Source organism: Parasutterella sp. St.1A3 (assembly GCF_059728705.1).
Genome location: NZ_BAAGFK010000001.1, coordinates 768,590 through 786,257 on the forward strand (window position 1 = coordinate 768,590; position 17,668 = coordinate 786,257).

Here is a 17,668-nt window from a genome sequence, read left to right on the forward strand (position 1 = left end):
ATGGCACTTAGTCTTTCACTGAGGACGGGGCCGAAATTAGGCTTCAGTCACACAGGGTTCACAACGAGAACGGAACCCTTTGCTGAGGTGACGCAGAAATTTGGCATGCCAAGTCTGTTGGAGACAGCCCCGGTAGGGCCGTCAGGAAGCAGTTTCATTGGCGAAGCGTACGTGGTTCCGGAGTCTCCGAAGATCGATACGGCTCCGAAGACCGATACGGCTTCGAAGAGCGGTTGGTCCGAGGGGCTGAGCAACGGAATGCAGGGCGCCAGCATCGGTCTGGCAATCGGTCAAATGATCGGCTCGGTTTATTCCGCGTACTCGACAGGGAAAACTCTGAAGTACGTCAGCAAGAAGCAGGAAGAGATTGCCGAGAACAACAGACAGATGGCGCAGATGTCAGCCGAGTCGGCGTACCGTCAGGGCGAGAGCCAGATGGCTCAGCTGACCTACAAGGCCGGCCAGGTCAAAGCTCAGCAAAGAGTCGCTATGGGCGCCAACGGCGTGAAGATCGGCTCGGGCTCAACTGCTGAAGTTCTTGCCTCCACTGAGGTCATGAAGCGACTCGATATGAATTCGGTCAAGCTGAATGCGATCAGCTCTGCTTGGGGCTATAAGGCTCAAGGGCTTCAGGCAAGCAACGCGGGTTCAATCGCCCGCATCATGGGTGACTACCGAGCGAGCGAAGGGGTGTCGCAGGCGGCAGGCAGTTTGTTGGAAAAAGGCTCCGTTGTTGCCGATAGGTGGAGCCGCTACTTTGGAGGCTCCTAATGGCTAAGGAAATTTCAGATGTATCCGCGGGCGGCTACGCGCCGAGAAGAGGTTCGGTCAGTGTTCCCAAATATGACGGATTCCACGTCAGAGAGAACCAATGGGGATACAACCCCGTATCGCTTAACATTCCGATCGCTGAGGAGTCAAAGTTTCATGGCCTGTTGGACAAAGCATCCGCTCGGTTCGACCACATGGTAGCAAAGGTGCAGGCCGAGCAGGATGACGCTCGAGTCACCGCGGCGATCACAGATTTAAGGCGTCACGCTACAGACCTTGAAGCAGGCGAGAACGGCTGGAGAAAGCTTTTGCAGGCGAACGCTCTGGAGCCTGACGATCAGGGAAGGGGGCTTGTTGAGCGAGTGGACGCAGATATGCGCTCCTACGGAGACAAGATCGGAGAGAAGCTCACGGGTCGGCAAAGAGCTGCCTTTAACCGCCATGCGATGAACGTCTACCAGTCGGTCTACGGCGGCGTCTCGAGTCACGTCGCAAATCAGGGCATGGAGTATCAGAAGGGCGTCTACACCTCTGCAATCGACTACGAGGTCGAAGCCGCCTCAGTCAACGGCTATAAGCCCGATCTTCTGGCCGATGGGGAAAGCCGCCTCACTGAGAACGTGGACAAGTTGGCATCTCTTCTTGGTATTCCGCAGGACCAGAGGGAAAACTTTAGGCGCAAATACACGTCGAATCTGTACGCCAATGCGATCGACGGTGTGATGTCCAATGCGGGGCCAAACCCGTCAGTCGGTTTTCAGGCGCTCGGTCTTTTGCGAAAGCATTCGCACAAGATGCTCGGCTCCGACGTGAACCGTCTGAGAAGAACCATTGATGTTGCGGTGAAAGAAGCTCAGGCGCAGAACACAGTTGATCGGTACTCGGTTCAGAATAGCGGGTTCCTTGTGATGCAGAACGGAGAGAAGGTGCGTCAGATTCTCGCAGAGCAAGGTGTCAGTCTTCCTGCAAGCGGCGCTGATGCTGAAGCCGTGGAGGACTTCACGGTCGGGGTCCTGAACGGACTAGGAAAACTTCAGACGGACACGAGCGAAGTTACGCACGACGGAAAGAACTTCTCTGCCCGGTCTCGGTACGGTGCGTCTAACGTCTCGCTTGAGAATGCGTACGCACTCGATAAAAACGTCGATTCAAAGCGCCTACTGGATGATAAGACGTACAACATCGAGGTGGGTGTGAAGGTGTATACGGACCACCTGCGGCAATTTGCGGGCGACAAGCAGGCGGCATTTGCGGCGTATTACTCCAGCCCCCGAGAGGTTAAAGCCGCTCAGAAGGAAGCAGAAGAGGACACCGAAGGCGCAAGCTGGTTTGACCGTCTGCCGAAGAACGTGCAGGAGAAGGTTGCAAAGAGCATGCAGGCTCTGGAGAACTACTCCGCACTCGGGGTTAAGGGCGCCGACGGTAAAAGCGTGAACTCGTTTACGCCTGCCGCTTTTGCCGCTCAACGCACATGGGAGACTCCGAAGCAGATCGAGCAGTGGCTTTTGGCAAATGACCCGAGGGCTCGTACGGACCCAAGCTACCGTAACAGTGTTCTTGGCAGACTTATTACCAAGCAAAGCAGGGAGAAAGCTGAGTATGTTCAACGGCAGGAAAATCTTCTTGCCACTATCTCGGATGCGCTTTACGCGAGCGGCGGTGACCCGTCAGCGGTGCCTCCTCAGCTTTGGGCGCAGTTGACGCGCAAACAACAACTGGATGCGATGTCGATTTCTGAGAAGCTTAGAAAGGGGGAAGATACAACAAACCCAGCGGTTGCGGCCCTTTACGCCGACGACAACCAACTGCGGGCCGTCTCGCTGGATGGGCTGAAAATGCTTCAGCCGAACTACTCGCAAAAGGATTTCGCTGTGCTTCAAACCCGTTGGTTCAAGGTCCAGGCCGAAGGCAGAAGCGCTCAGGAGAAGCAGGAGCTTGCGCGCCGTGCAGGCATCCAGGGGCAGGTCCTGCCTGAATTCGTGCCGGCTTCTTCCAAGGTCAAACAGGCCATGCTTGCGGTTCCTGCCCTGGCAAAGCTCAAGGATAAAGACAAGGACGGTACGTCTTTCAACAATGCGGTTCAGACGTTTATGAGCGCAATTGCAATTGAGGGGCAGATTTCAGGCGCGGCCATTACCGACGAGTTAAGCGTTATGCAAGCCGTCGGTCGGATGACGAACGGCCTAGGGGGCGCGGACCCGGGGAAACTCGTGACGCTCTTCGGTACGAAGGCGAGCCAGCTTCCTGATGATGGGCTCACCGACGTGAGAAGCATCAGCAAAACAATCGCTAAGGACAGGTACGGTCACGAGCCTTCAGACCTAGAAATTATGAACGTCGCTCGCGAGATCGTGATGAACCGCTCTCCGAACGTGGACGTGAGCAAAATCGTTTTTGATGAGGCGTTCGCTCAGAAGGTGCGCAAGGACTTCAGAGAAATCAAAGGGAGAGACCCCGTGGGCGCCGAGTTTCTCAGAGCCTATTTCTTGGCTCGTTGTTCGAGCGAAACAGCAGACAGGCAGGAGGGGTTCTCCGTAATTCGAGACGAGGGGTATTAATATGGGACTCAAAGAACAGCTTCAATGGGAAGACAAGGTTAAGGCTGAGCAGGGCCTGATGTCGTCCTACTTTATCCAGAAGACACCTGAGCAGTCGGCTATGCTCCTGAACAAGGCAAAAGAGCTCCGCATGACGCCGGAGCAGGCCGCGCTCATCACACCTGAAGAGGACGCCGAGCGCCTCACGAACAAGGCGAACATAGCGGGCATTCAGGCCATGGCACCTGTGCTAGTTGAAAAGATGAGAGAGCCGAACTTTGCGAACGTGGTCCGTGAAGACCTAGGCAATATGTCGCTTGCGGAGTCCGCGATCTGGAAGCTCTCGACAGCCGCAGGTATTAAGCCGAAGACTGCGGGCCGATCGTTTGCAAACGCCTGGACGAGAACGGTCCAGGACCTATTCAGAAACGAGACTGAGGCGATTGATCTGAAAGAGCGGATTGACGAGATCAAAGCCAAGCAGGCGCTCATTGCCAACGGGGCAAGCCCTGATGAAGTCTTCGCGGGCAAAAACGAAGAGGAGACGATTCTCAACGTCGCCCGTTTCAAAAATGAGATCGACTCGCTCCCCGAGCTTGAAAAGCAGTATGAGACAGCGCTTGAGAAAAAGCGCTACCAAGAGTGGAGCAAAGCGCAATATCCGGTTTCAGACGCGACGCAGAAATACTACGCAAACAAAGGCGATTGGAAAAAAACGCTAGACGCTTTTTTCGAGGACCCTGTGCAGATCGCGGCCGATCTTTTTCCTGAATCGGTCGTGCAGTATGCGCCAGCGCTTGCGGGCGCGGCTATCGCTACAGCAGTCGGCGCCCCCGTTGCCGTTTCAGCCGCTTTGGCCGGTATCTATTCAGCCGCTCTGGATTACAAGTCTCAGGTTGACGAGGGCGTCAAAGAAGCGGGCGTGAACTACATGGAGCCGAAGAAGGCCGGCCAGGCGCTGACCTCAGGCGTGATCGACGAGGCAAGACGCAAGGCGGGAGCGCACGCGCTCTCCGTCGGTGCGTTCGATGCTCTGTCCTTGGGTGTCGCCTCCAAGGTTCTTCTTCCGAAGGCGCTTGTTGCCCGCTGGGCTGAGGCGCCCGCAAAGAAGCACTTCGCAAATATGGCCGTCCAGGTTCCTCTCGGCGGGGCGCTTGGAGGTGCGGGCGAAGCAGGCGGCCAGCTTCTCGCTGAGGGGAGGATCACCTCGTGGGCGGACATCTACGCCGAGATCGCAGGCGAAGGCTTCATGGCTCCGATCGAGGTGGCGTCCACGTCACTTGAAGCCCGTTCAGAAACTCTGCAAAACAGGGCGCGTGCAGAGATCAAGGCTCAGGCCGCTCAGAAACTGAATGAGGCGCTAAAGGCATCGTCAGCTGTGAAGATCGACCCGTCAACGGTCGAGTCCCACATGGAGGAGGTTGTGCAAAGATCGGGGCTGACTTCGGTTTCGATCGACGGCGCCGCACTGGAAGTTTTGTCTGAGGCCGACTCCAAGGCGCTGTCGCCTGAAGTAAAGGAACGCGTCAAGCAGGCTAAGCAGAACGGAACTTCGGTTGAGCTTTCCCTTCCGCAAGCCTTGGCCCTGATGAACGAGAATCCCGAGATTGCCAGCTGCTTATCCTTCAACGGAGAGCCGTCGGTCAATGAGGCGGCTATTCAGGATGAAGAGGTTAAAGCGGCTGCGGCCAGACAGCTTGCGGCCGCGCGCTCCGCAACGGCCGAGCTTTTCAACGCTGAGGTGGCCGATGTTGGGAGAATTGTCGGAGAGCAGGTTCTCAAGGCGACAAGAAGCGAGGAGGAGACGCAGGCGGTTCAAGCGGTTGTCCAGTCCTTTGTCGCCGCAAACGCCCTTGACCTTGACATGTCTCCGAAGCAGTTCTGGCAGGAGTATGGAGCCACCATTCTCGGGGAGCCCGACGTTAAACGAGACGCGAAAGGCAACCTCGTTGAGGTGGAAGGACAGGCTCCAGGCCAGTGGAAGGCTGATGCCTTTAGCCAGTCGTGGGGTAAGTTGGAGAGATTCAAGAAGTTAGTTATCAGAGGAGGCGAGCTCCTATATAAGCTTGCTCCTGTCCGAAGAGAAGAGGTCGAGAAGCGCCTCAGCGGGTTAATAGGCAAGGACCTTAAATTCTCAGACGGGACAAGTGCAAACTTTTCTAAAGCTAGTCTTAGAAAGATGACATCGGGAAAAGCAGTGGCGAAGTCAACCAATGGAGAGATTCACAACTTTGTCTTGTCGAATTTAGAAAAGGTTGCAAGTAAGGCAATTCACGGTTGGAGCAAGCCGGACACGAAGACAAACGGCGCACTCGGAGGTGTCTTAAGGTATTTTTCCGCTATTGAATACAACGGTTCTAATTATCTTGCCAAGATAACTGTTAAGACGTACAGAGACGCGGGCACAAAGAACAAAGCGTACTCCATTGAGTCTGTTGAAGTAAAAAGCTTAGAAGAAGCGAGAGAATGGGTTCAGCAAAGCGCTGAATTGGACGCATACGAAAAACCCGTTGCAACTGCAAGCAGTCCAACGGGGGGTGCGCTCACGACCGAAAAGGCCCAAACGCTCGGGAAAACTTTACCACAGATCAGCCCTGATCTGCAAGGGCTGCTAGAGGCGTTGTTCTTGACGAGCCAAAGCGAATCGCACAACAACTCCTTCTCTCAATCTTCTAAGGGCGACTTCTATCCTGACCTGAAACTTATCGCCCGCTGGAAGAGTGCAGACCGCTCGACACTCCTGCACGAGGCAGGTCACATGTTCCTCGAAGCGAGGATGCAGGCCTATGCGGATATGCTCAAAAGAGGCGGGGAGAAGACGGAAGGAGAAAAGCACTTTGCAGAAAACATGCAGAAAGTGCTTAAGTTTGTCGGAGTGAAAAGCCCTGAGCAGTGGCAGTCCATGTCAACGGACCAAAAGAGAAAGGGGCATGAGAAGTTCGCCCGCTCCTTTGAGGCTTGGCTTATGCTCGGCAAAGCTCCGAGTGAAAACCTTCAGGGCGTGTTTGCTCAGTTTGCCGCTTGGCTGAAAAAGCTATATATGTGTCTCTCGGGGATTCCAGGCGCTCAGTTCGACGAGTCAGTTCAGGATATGTTCTCCAACATGTTCTTGGCCGAAGCTCAGATTCGAGAGGCCGCTATCCGCCAGAACGTGGAGGCACTTTTTGCTACCGCTGAGGAAGCGGGTATGACGCCTGAAGAGTTCGAGAGCTACCACCAGAGTGTCAACGACATGATCGCAGAAGCCGAGGCTGAGCAGACTGAACGCAACACGCGGCTGTCTGAGAGAGTGAACGCTATGCGCCGCAAAGCGCTCAGAGAACTCCAAGGCGAGGTGAAGGGAGAACTCAAGCGCCTCAGAGACGAGGAACAGAAAGCGTTTGAAGCAACTGACACCTATAAAGCTTGGGACAAAATCCACAACGGCGCAGTGGTTGGCGGTAAGAAAGTTTTCTTCAAGCTCTCGATGGGAGAGCTTCTCGCTCTTGGTTTTACCAAGCGGCAGGTTGAAGAGCTTCACAAGGCTGGGCTTGCGGTGAAGCAGCCGAGAAAGGGCGGGCTTCCGATTGATGACCTTGCGGCGGGCCTGAACTATCCTGACGCAAAAACCATGGTTGAAGACTTGCTCAACAATCTCAAGCCGAAAGACATCATCAACCAAAGAGCGGCTGATCGCTTCGTTCGCGAGAACCCTGAGCTTGCAACGCCTCAGCAGGTTCAGGACGCGGCAGGAGCCGCCATGTTCAATGACGCCAAGATCAAGGTGCTGACCGCTGAACTGAAAGCCTTCCTGCGCATGGCAAGAAAGCAAAACGTCGCAGTCAACAACGAACAAATGGCGGTCCTTGCTGAAGAGGCTGTCTCCAAGATGAAGTACTCGGATATCAAACCGTCCAAGTACATCACCGAGGCTAATCGAGCAAAGAGAGAAGCCCGTCAGCTGTGGGCGAAAGGGGACATCGACGGAGCAATCCGAGCTAAGCGTAAGGAGCTTGGGTTCGCACTTATGGCAAAGGCTGCAAAACAGGCGCTGACTTACCGCTCAAAGACTCGGCGATCTTTCGATAAGTTCAAAGCGAAAGCCAAAAAGAGCGTGGACCAGAGACACTGGGAGCTCATCCAGAGAGCACTTGCCAACATGGGGCGTTTCACGGAAAAACAGCTGTCGCTTAACCCCGAGAGCCAAAGCTTTGAACGAGCCCTTCACAAGCTGGAAGCGGAAACAGGAGCAAACCTCGACCAGTTCCAAGTCGTAACTGATGCGATTACTCGAGCGGATACTGCATTTCTGGAGACGCCTGAGGGGTTCACGCAGTTCAAGGAGTTCACGGCCGCGCTTGAAAAACTCGGGCGAGACGAGAAGCACTTCACGCTCGAAGATAAAAAGATCGAACTCGATCAGCTCGAGCAGGACGGAGCAGACAGCATCCGAGCGGTTGCAGACCAGAACGGCCGAGGGGCGAAGCGTCTTCGTGAGCAGAGCGGAAAGTCGGAGCGCTTCAAGAATTGGCTTATTAAGTTCGGCTTATCTCAGGCCCGAGCCTCCGCGCTCATAGCCGTGTTGGACGGGGCTTACGACGGAATACTTACTAAGCTAATCATCCACCCGTACGGCCACTGCGCCAATAAACAGGCTGAACTTCAGGCAAAATTCTCAAAAGAAGTTGACCGAGCGCTCTCGCCAATCCTCAAAGACCTGAGAAGCAGACGTCGTGTTGCAAGCAAAATATTCAACGGAGCCGAGTTTACTGTTGAAGAGGCCTTCACAATCCTTCTTAACTACGGCAACGAGGGGAACCGCCAGCGGATAGCCGAGACACTGGCCGTTGATTTTGGTATCCACATTCTTGAGAACCACGACCCTAAAGACCCTGCCGCTGTCGCCCAGGCTTGGGCAAAAGCGGACGCAGTGATGGACGCCTTCTTCCAAGAGATGCTCCCTGATGAGCGCTTCTATAAAGCGGCAGAGGCCGTGTGGGACACATTTGAGAAAAGCCGGCAGGAGGTGGATAAGGTCATCAAACGGATGAACGGCCGCACTCCTGTTTGGGTTCAGCCGATGCCTGTTCAGATTGGAAACAGAACCCTTAAGGGCGGTTACTATCCGATTGTTTATGACCGCAAGGCCTCGTTGTCAGGAGCTCGTTTGGCAACCGTGGACGGGGTCAACAGCATGCAGTCCATCTTCTCTAACCAAGGCGTGGCGGACGGACACTTGAAGGGTCGCTTGACGAAGTACAAGAAGCCGGTCGTTCTCACAACCCGAGCACTGTTTGAGGGGCTGAACGAGCAGACGTACTACTGCGCCTACGCTGAGTTCATGAACGACATGCGAAAACTTCTCAACCCTGACAGCCCGATCGCAAAAGCGATTCACGAGCGCTACGGTTCCGAGTACTACCAAGCGATCATCGATTGGCTCAGAGACGTTCGAGAGAACGGGCGAGGGAAGACGACGAGTTCTGACGGTGTGGCAACACTCCTACGCCACGGGGTGTCAATTGCAGGCATCGGGTTCAACTTCGGCGTGGCGGCTATTCAGGTTGTTGGCCTTACGCAGTCGGCGGCTCTTCTTGGCCCACGCTGGCTGAGCCGCGGCATGGCTGACGCGATGAAACACGGAACGAACGCCAACGCCTGGGTGTGTGGAAAATCCGCCATGATGCGTGATCGCACACGCACTCAGTTCAGGGAGGTAAGCGAGATCAGCTCCCGAATCAACGGGGCTTCCACAGTTATGGCTAAGTTGCAGGAGGCGGCCTACGCCCCGCTCACGATGGTTCAGCTGCTAGTCGATATTCCCACGTGGTTCGGCGCGTACGAGAAAGCGCTTCACGAGGGGCACTCTGACGCTGAAGCTGTGGACCTTGCGGATTGGGCGGTGATGAACTCTCAGGGCTCGGGACGCCCTGGAGACCTATCAGCGGTCGAGCGCGGCAACCCTTGGCAAAAACTCTTCACCGTTTTCTATACGTTCTTCAATACCGCGCTGAACCTTGCGGTCGTGTCAGGCAAGACGCAGAGCACGATGAAAGCGGCTGCTCAGATTCTCACGATTTGCATCCTCCAGCCCGTGCTTGAGTATGGCATTCGGGAAGCGGCGGCGGCTTTTCTCGGGCAGGAGGACGACGATGACGAGGACGAATTCTGGGTGAAGCACCTGAAAGGCGCGGCCATTGCCTCCTTGCAGTTCGATGCGGGAATGGTGTGGGGTGTACGTGAGTTCGCTTCGGCAATGAGCGACTACGGATATCGCGGCCCGACTGCGATGAGAAAGTACACGGACTCAGCCAAGGCGCTCAAAGACGCTCAGGGTATTCTCTTTGAAGATAAGGAGTTCACGGAAAGAGCGCTGCGGGATTTCATCTCCGCTCTCGGCTCTTGGACGGGTATTCCTGTCTCGCCAATCAACCAGGCGATCAAAGGCTACAACCTGATTGAGGAAGGGGACTCGTACTTCTCCCTGATTACCGGTAAGTAAAGATCGTTGCATTGAGAGGCGGCCTGTCTGCAAGAATCCTTCAAACAAACAAGGATTCTTGCAATGGCCGTACAGAACATTCCCCGCAAAGCGGGTCCGACTATAGGAAACGGGATTCTCAAGGAATTCCCGTTTTCCTTCAAGGCGATTCGTGAAACAGATGTGGTAGTCAAGACCTCATCCGGTACCAGCGTTACGGATGAAGAGGTGACTCTGCGCTACGGCACGGACTACACTGTTACCTTGAACAGCAACCAGGACGAAAGAGCCGGGGGCTCGGTAGTGTTTGTGGATGCGCCCGCTAAAGGTGTGAGGGTTGCGATCACTTCGGACACGGCGATTGACCAACAGCTGGTGCTGACTAACCATGACGGTTTCCTTCCTGAGTCGCTGAACGACGCCTACGACAAACTCACCATCATCTGCCAGGAGCTCAAGGAGACCTTGAGCCGCTGTCTGATCGTTCCTCTCACCAGCGAGAAAACACCACAGGAGGTTATGTCTGATCTTCTGGAGGTCGCGAACAGAGCGGCTGATTACGCTCAGCGGGCGGAGGCAATCTACAACGAGGTTGTCTCCACCGGCCAGAATGTCTCCGCCACGTGGCAGGAGATTCAGGAAACCAAGGCGCTTATCGATATCCACAAGGCGGCGATCGATGCAGCAGTGGCACGAGCCGAGGAGGTACTGGCTAGAGTTGAGGTGATCGGTAAAGCAACAGACGTGCTTGCCCCACATGTTGCAGATCTTCAGACGAACGCGCATCACATTGATGAAATCCACCGAGTCGGCTCCGATCTCAGGGGGTTCGAGACAGATACGCTTGACCTGGGCGCGATCACGGACACAAACATCGACGGTGAGACTCGGGTTACTGAGGGCTACATCAAGAAGGTTGCGGACCATATCGACGACTGCATCCACCCCGTGGGCGACAACATTGAGAAAGTCGAGAACGTCAACAACAACATGGAAGACATTAGGATTGTCTCTTCGGATTTGCAGGGGTTCTCTTCTCCGACGCTCGATCTCGGTCTCGTTACAGAAGCGCCTGAGGATATGCCGATAATTGAGGGCGGGTACCTCAAAACGCTATCGGGTATTTCGTCTGATATCGCCGCTCTGGGCCCGAAGGCAGACGACATCACCACTCTGAGAAACAACCTTACAACTCTGGAAACGACCAACCAGAACCTTGCGTCCATCACTACCGTTGCCGAGAGCATTACTGATGTGAATGCTGTCAGCGAGAACTGGCCGACGATCGAAACGGTCTATCGATCACTGGACGATATCGGGACGGTTTCGGACGGCATCAACCATGTGACGGCGGTGTCAGAGAACCTGGAAAAGATCACGGCTGTGCAGGAGAAACTCTCTGCTGTCGATGCAGTGTCTGACAATTTGGCGATCGTTGAGAGTGCCGCGGGTGTTGCGGAAGAGCTGGAGACAATCCGCCAGGAAGTCTTAGAAGCCAACGCTACGGCTGGCTTTTCTTTCCGTTATTTAGTGACAGCTGAGGGCTCGCAGACCGTTGAGATTAGCTCCATCACGCCGGCTGTCAACACCAAGGTCGGCGACCATGTGGTCAGCTCAATCGGAGATTTTTTCTCCGTTGTAGCAGTAGACCCTACCGCGGGAACGGCTACTTTGTCGCCCAAGCTCGGTAGTTTTAAAGGCGAGAAGGGAGACAAGGGCGACGGCCTTCAGGTGGCCGGAACCTATCCCGACTATGAGTCGCTTTCCAAAGTTGAGGGGGAAGAAGGAAAAGTCTATTTAGCAGGACTTAACCTCTATGTTTGGACGACGGAAGAGGTTACGGATGAAGATGGAGTAACTACTACCATTGGGTCTTGGGTTAACGCGGGAGAGCTTGTTGGTCCGAAAGGGGAGACGGGTGCTACCGGGGCGCAAGGTCTTAAAGGCGAGAAGGGGGACAAGGGCGATACCGGGGCGACACCCATTATCGATATTGAATCAACAACCCTTCCGGCCGGTAGTGCAGCGACCGTTACGAAGTCGGGCACCGACGAAGCTCCGCTTTTTACCTTTGGAGTCCCGACGGGTGCTACTGGAGCAACGGGCGAAAAAGGGGAGACGGGTGCTACTGGAGCAACGGGTGCCACCCCTGTAATTACGATTTCAGTTGAGATGCTCGACGCAAGTGCGTCTCCCTCGGTGGTTAAGAGTGGCACTGCCGAGGCCCCAAGCTTTGTGTTGAAAATACCGAGAGGACAAACAGGGGCTACGGGTGCCGCAGGGCAAATCCCTGAATTGGTTGATCTAGGAGGTCTTAGCTGATGCCATTGAAAATCATTCAATTCCGAGGCGGAACTTCTGCCGAGCATACGTCGTTCACAGGTCACGATCGAGAGGTGACCGTGGACACGACAGAGAAACGAGTGCGGGTGCATGACGGCTCGACCGCAGGCGGCCACAGAATCGCCAAAGAATCAGAGATTCCCACGACGACAAATCAATTGATAAACGACGTTTACCGCTCAAGCTCAAATCTGACAAAACTTTCTCAGTTAACAGCGGACGTTGCGTATTGGAAAAAATCGGAGTTGGTGAACGTTTCGCAACTCACCAACGATAAGGGCTACGTGGCAGGGCATTGTTCCTACTGCACTTACTGCGGCTACTGCACGCACTGCTCATAGGAGAATAAATGTCAAAGGTCATTCAATGGAAGCACGGAACGACAGCGCAAAGTGTGTCGTTTACAGGGCAGGAAAAAGAGATCACGATCGATGACGATCTGCACACGATCAGAGTCCATGACGGTTCCAGCGAGGGAGGAACTGTTCTTGCAAAGCTGACTGAACTCCCAACTCAGCTGTCCCAGCTGACAGATGACGTGGGGGTGTGGCGCTCATCTGAGCTCACAAAACTTTCTCAGCTGACAAACGATAAGGGCTTCTGGACAAAGACGAGCCTTACGAAGATCAGTCAGCTGACAAACGATAGGAATTATCTAACGGGTCACTGCTCGTACTGCTCTTACTGCACGTACTGTTCGCAATGCTCGAATTGTCACAACTGTACGACCGTGAACTGCACGACGGTGAACTGTACAACGGTTAACTGCACGACGGTTAAGTGCGCGTACTACGACTACTGCTCCGCATGCCAATGTGGCGATGATAACTAACAGGGCTTCGACATGGTGAAAACAATTCTTTTGCGCGGCGGAACGACCGCTCAGCACGCAAACTTTAAAGGTTACAACCGTGAGATCACGGTAGACACAACGAAGAAAACCCTAGTTGTACATGATGGCTCGACCGCGGGCGGCATTCCGTTAGCGAAAAAGTCTGAGATACCGACCAAGTTGTCTCAGCTCACGGAGAACGCGGGCCTTTGGAAAAAGACCTCGTTAACTAAAGTCAGTCAATTGACGGACGACGTGGGTTATTGGACAGGACTCAGCAAGGTCAGCCAGCTAGCCAACAATTTGAATTGGAAAACAGCTCACTGCTCTTATTGCTCTTACTGCATGTACTGTTCTCAATGCTCCCGATGCAGCAATGTGCACTGTTATCAAGTTCAGTGCAACCAAGTTCACTGTGGTCAGGTCCAGTGTGCGGGTGACTGCAACAGATGCGAGCGTTGCGGCGGTGACTGTATGGATACGGGGTATTACAACTGTATGAGCAACTGCAGTTCTGCGGACTGTGGCGACGACAGTTCATAACAAACGCTTGTTGATTGTTCGATTGTTTAACTTTTTTAGGGAAATATAAATGCCTCATTTTAGACATGTCATTGCAAAGGAACTGCCGATCGACCACTTCTCTCTTGCCGTGGACGAAACCCGAGCCGCTTTTCGATTGCTGGCCCCGACAGACGGTTTTGACATTGCACCGGACGCCGAATATGTTCCGATCGAGAAGCTGTCAACGACAGAGGAGCTGGGTAGTCGCTATTGCAAGATGAAGCACAGCGAGCTGTATCAGATCAACGACCAAGATTATGTCATTCTTGCAGAAATAATCATCGATAAAACTAAGCCGGAGTTCCAGCGCGTGTGGGTACCAGGGGCACACTTTGTTACTTGGTTTGACGGTCGTGTGTTCCGTTGCGACCTAAAAGGCGGTCTTACATACTTTGATTTTCGAAACACTGCGGAGTACTGCCGGTACATGGGCGGTATGTGGTTGTTTGACTTATGGGTTCGAAACCCGGCAGCGCCAGTGACGGAGTGTGCCCGATCGATAACAACCACGGCTGACGCCACAATAATTACTAACGTTGATGACCTAGGCGACGTTTGGACGGCTGACGACGTGATGACAGGCACTACATCTAAGTGGCTGAATTTGGCTTACGAGCTTACCCCGTCTTCTGAAACCGTTGCACCAGACGGGTGGGTCGATTTCACGCTGACACTAAAGGATGGGAAAACTCACGAAGTCGCATCCGACATCACGTGGGACGGCTACATTGTAGAACCCGTGGATGGCTACGCACCGCACAAACGCCTTGCTGTCACTAATGGCGTCGGCCGCTTTAGAGCACAGGCCCTAGGCTTACAGGACGGTGAGTCAATGCGGATGAAAATCAATCACCGCTTCTTCACGTCTAGGGCTGAGGCGGTGGTTCGGGTGAGCGCCGATGGTTAAACACGTCAACCTCCTGATTGGGAGCGCCTGCAACATGAAATGCGGGTACTGCCTACAGACGAACGAGCAGTCCCCTGCCGACCACAAGGCCGACCCTGTAGCATTTGCGCATAGGCTTGTGAAGTATTTGGAGGGTTGCCGTGTTGAGCGCATCGCATATTGGGGCGGCGAGCCCATGCTGTACTGGGAGCGAATCAAAGCTCTGCACAGCACCCTGAGGGGCCTCGGTATCACGCCTCAGCAGTCCACGATTACAACAAACGGGCGAGCGCTGACGGATGGTTACGTCGAGTATGCCAATGCCAATCCTGACATTTTTACGGTGGTTTCCTGGCACGACGGGGAATTCACGGACGAGCAGCTCGACTTGATTTTCCAGCTCAATCAGTTCTCAATCTCGATGTTGGTCCACCACTATCAGACGGACATGTGGGCGGCGCGGGACCTCTACTATGCACTGGGCGAGCGCTACGGGCGATATCCCAATACAGCTGTACATTTTTTACGGGCCAACGACGGATGCGCTAAGGACTACTACATGACGCAGGAAGACGTGGATGTCTTCTGCTCGCACCTCGAAACGGTGATCGAGATGGCGCGCCTTGGCGACCAGTGGGCGCTTTGGCAGTGCTCTCAGCTTCTCTACCACCGCAACACAGTTAGGTCTCGGGTCGGTCCGATGTGCGTGAGAGACGAGCTTCTGAGTGTTGATCTGCACGGGAACACTTACGCCTGCCATCACAATTACGACGCATCCAACATTACCGGAAACATCTTCAAAAAGATTATCCCGATCAAAGCCGTTGCTCAGCTTTCACCGAGACGGTTCTTCGACAGCGACGAGTGCCGGCAGTGCGAGGCGCTTGAGGAGTGTCGAGGGGGTTGCTACACGTCCAACACTCATGAGATCGATTGCTACTTTGCCCGCAAACGGTACCGTCTTTACCAAACCATGGAGAAACTATTCAAATGAAACTTGCGCTTAACTGTAGAACCCACGACGGTAAAAATGAAACGTGGGTCTACGACAACGTAACAAATGAAATTTTTGACGGGCAGGGTAATCCTGTTGATCTTACCAAAGATGAACGACTCCGGGCCTATGCCATGCTCAGGGAGCAGAAAGGACAGGCGGGTTTCTCAAACTCAAAGTCTAAGGACCTCTGGGACCTGCGCATTCAGCTCGGTCTCAAGTGCAACATGAGCTGTAAGTACTGCGCCCAAAGTGATAGGGAAAATGAACGCTGGGTGTCGTCCCCTAAAGATGTTCCTGCATTCATCGAACGGCTGAAAGCCTCCGGCATTAGGGTTCACGGCGTGATCGAGCTTTGGGGCGGCGAGCCCTTCGTCTATTGGAAGACTCTTCAAAAGCTCGTACCTGCACTGCGGGAGCTGTACCCAGAGGTGCGCTTTGCCATCATCACCAACGGCACCTTGATTGATGAGGAGAAGATAGCGTTCTGCGAGGCCTACGGCATCAGTCTCACATTCTCCCATGACGGTCCGGGCTACCACCTGAGAGGAGCTGACCCGCTGGATGACCCGGCAATGGTAGACATGTGGCGACTAGCGTTTTCCAAACTGCACTGCTCAATCAACTGCGTGCTGTCGCCCGCGAATACCGACGTGGACGCCATCGCCGACTTCTTCAAGGCTAAGTTAGGGAGCATCCATCTGAACTTTGAGGGCATCATGACGCACGTGGGCGTCCAAGACTCCGAGCTGATGTTTACGGCAGAACAGATGCTCACGCTTCAGAAGAATATTTTTAAAGCGCTGACCCGGGAAGGTTGGGACAAGTTCCCCGCGCTTACAGGCGAGAGTGACCGCCTTCTCAAAGCGCTTGTGAAAAGAACGAAGCTCAGCCCTAATGCGGTCAAGTGCATGATGAACCGAGAGGACAACGCGGCGATAAACCTCAAAGGCGACTTCCTTTCCTGCCACGATCACTGCACAGAGGAGGGATGTGTTGGCACGATCGAGGCTCCTGAAGCAGTCGATATCTCGAAGCACTTCAAGCCGTGGAGTGTCAGAGAGAAGTGCAAGAAGTGCCTGGTGCTCACTCTGTGCCGCGGAGCCTGCCCCCAGATCGAGGGGCTTGCGAGAACGCTTACATGCAAGAACGAATTTGGCTACCACTTCGCTGTTTTTCAGGCGGTCTTCTGGCTTCTCTTCGGCCTGAGTCTTGAGAGTTTCGTCCCTCTGGAGGACCCGCATGATTAAGCACACTGATCTAATTAATACTCTCATCGCCTGTGTGGGAGGTCTCGGCTTAATAGCGGGGCTTCTCCGCTACGTTGACGACTGGAGAGAAAAACGAAAAGAAAAGCCAATCGAGTTCTCTGTCCTTGAAGCAATGTGGGAAGCACTATCAGGAGGCGTTACCGCTATCGGGGTCTTCTGGATTCTTCAGGGGAATGGCGTCAACGAGCTTGCCGCCGTCGGGATTTCATTTATGGCCGCATATCTGGGCGTAAGGATTATTGCCTATTACGTCAAAAAATTTCTGGATAACAGATTAGGAGCTAAATCATGAGCATCTTCTTAAACGAGTGGGCTATCCGCTTATGCAGATCAGCGGCCATTGCCATCGCCATCTGTTTCGGTTTCCTACTGGGTTATTACTACTGCGAGAGGTCTGTTGTATTTGACGAGATCAAAAAGGGCATTTGGGCCAACGAGCGAGCCATCCAACACAACACTGAACTGATTCACGAGCTTTATAAGAAGCATGAGGAGGGCAGATGAGAAAACAAAACCTTATGCTGTACCCGCCTGAGATAGCGTCCAGCTTCATTGCCGAGCAGGAGGGTTTTTCTGCGCTCGCTTACCGGTGCCCGGCGGGGCGGTGGACGATCGGATTCGGCCACACAGGAGACGTTCACGAGGGTGACGTCGTTAACAAGGGTGAGGCCTACAAGCTTTTAGATAGAGACCTACAGCGCACTCAGGAGGAGCTGGCAACGCTGATTTATATCGATATCAATGAGAATCAGTTCGTCGCCCTCATGAGTTTTGTCTACAACTTCGGACTTATCAAGTGTCGGACGTATCGGTTGTTCGGGATGATCAACCGAGGCGAGTGGGATAACGTCCGGACATGGTGGCCAAAATATTGCAGTCCCGGTACCAAGTATGAGAAAGGACTGAGAGATCGGCGAATGCGGGAATTAGAACTTTTCTTTTCGTAAAAATTAAAACCGCCCTGTGTTGGTAGCACAGAGCGGTCTTTAACAATCTTTATGGAGCTTACC

At 54.0% G+C, this 17,668-nt stretch carries 13 protein-coding genes; all 13 read left to right on the forward strand.

All coding sequences use genetic code 11. The features are described from left to right. The 13 genes from AC6I1F_RS03685 (at nt 1) to AC6I1F_RS03745 (ending at nt 17,605) form a co-directional block, all read left to right on the forward strand. The gene (locus AC6I1F_RS03685) at nt 1-771 is read left to right on the forward strand and encodes a hypothetical protein (protein ID WP_160334046.1); all 771 of its coding nucleotides are present in this window, start codon (nt 1-3) and stop codon (nt 769-771) included. Further along, complete coding sequence (locus tag AC6I1F_RS03690; protein WP_289187174.1) at nt 771-3,329, forward strand: hypothetical protein; 2,559 nt, start codon at nt 771-773, stop codon at nt 3,327-3,329. Before AC6I1F_RS03685 ends, AC6I1F_RS03690 begins: the two co-directional genes overlap by 1 nt. Nucleotide 3,330: 1 nt before the next feature. Further along, on the forward strand, nt 3,331-9,789 hold the full coding sequence (locus tag AC6I1F_RS03695; RefSeq protein WP_289170931.1) for an LPD3 domain-containing protein: 6,459 nt from the start codon (nt 3,331-3,333) through the stop codon (nt 9,787-9,789). A 63-nt stretch (nt 9,790-9,852) separates the two neighbouring features. Further along, complete coding sequence (locus tag AC6I1F_RS03700; protein WP_290432675.1) at nt 9,853-12,090, forward strand: hypothetical protein; 2,238 nt, start codon at nt 9,853-9,855, stop codon at nt 12,088-12,090. Next, complete coding sequence (locus AC6I1F_RS03705) at nt 12,090-12,452, forward strand: hyaluronate lyase N-terminal domain-containing protein (protein ID WP_289170929.1); 363 nt, start codon at nt 12,090-12,092, stop codon at nt 12,450-12,452. The genes AC6I1F_RS03700 and AC6I1F_RS03705 overlap by 1 nt, the downstream gene beginning before the upstream one ends. 8 nt (nt 12,453-12,460) lie before the next feature. After that, nucleotides 12,461-12,943, forward strand: a complete 483-nt coding sequence (locus AC6I1F_RS03710) for a hyaluronate lyase N-terminal domain-containing protein (protein ID WP_289170928.1) — start codon at nt 12,461-12,463, stop codon at nt 12,941-12,943. Between the two features lie 12 nt (nt 12,944-12,955). Further along, the gene (locus tag AC6I1F_RS03715) at nt 12,956-13,486 is read left to right on the forward strand and encodes a hyaluronate lyase N-terminal domain-containing protein (RefSeq protein WP_290432676.1); all 531 of its coding nucleotides are present in this window, start codon (nt 12,956-12,958) and stop codon (nt 13,484-13,486) included. A gap of 49 nt (nt 13,487-13,535) precedes the next feature. Beyond that, complete coding sequence (locus tag AC6I1F_RS03720) at nt 13,536-14,414, forward strand: hypothetical protein (protein ID WP_160334039.1); 879 nt, start codon at nt 13,536-13,538, stop codon at nt 14,412-14,414. Continuing rightward, nucleotides 14,407-15,387 (forward strand): SPASM domain-containing protein, encoded by a 981-nt coding sequence (locus tag AC6I1F_RS03725; protein WP_160334038.1) that lies wholly within the window; start codon nt 14,407-14,409, stop codon nt 15,385-15,387. Before AC6I1F_RS03720 ends, AC6I1F_RS03725 begins: the two co-directional genes overlap by 8 nt. After that, nucleotides 15,384-16,637 (forward strand): radical SAM/SPASM domain-containing protein, encoded by a 1,254-nt coding sequence (locus AC6I1F_RS03730; RefSeq protein ID WP_160334037.1) that lies wholly within the window; start codon nt 15,384-15,386, stop codon nt 16,635-16,637. Before AC6I1F_RS03725 ends, AC6I1F_RS03730 begins: the two co-directional genes overlap by 4 nt. After that, nucleotides 16,630-16,950 carry a phage holin family protein gene (locus AC6I1F_RS03735; protein ID WP_160334036.1) on the forward strand — a complete coding sequence of 107 codons (321 nt, stop codon included), beginning with the start codon at nt 16,630-16,632 and terminating at the stop codon, nt 16,948-16,950. Before AC6I1F_RS03730 ends, AC6I1F_RS03735 begins: the two co-directional genes overlap by 8 nt. Next, nucleotides 16,947-17,162 (forward strand): hypothetical protein, encoded by a 216-nt coding sequence (locus AC6I1F_RS03740; protein ID WP_160334035.1) that lies wholly within the window; start codon nt 16,947-16,949, stop codon nt 17,160-17,162. Before AC6I1F_RS03735 ends, AC6I1F_RS03740 begins: the two co-directional genes overlap by 4 nt. Next, nucleotides 17,159-17,605, forward strand: coding sequence for a lysozyme (locus AC6I1F_RS03745; protein WP_160334034.1), 447 nt, complete (start codon nt 17,159-17,161; stop codon nt 17,603-17,605). The genes AC6I1F_RS03740 and AC6I1F_RS03745 overlap by 4 nt, the downstream gene beginning before the upstream one ends. Nucleotides 17,606-17,668: the final 63 nt, after the last annotated feature.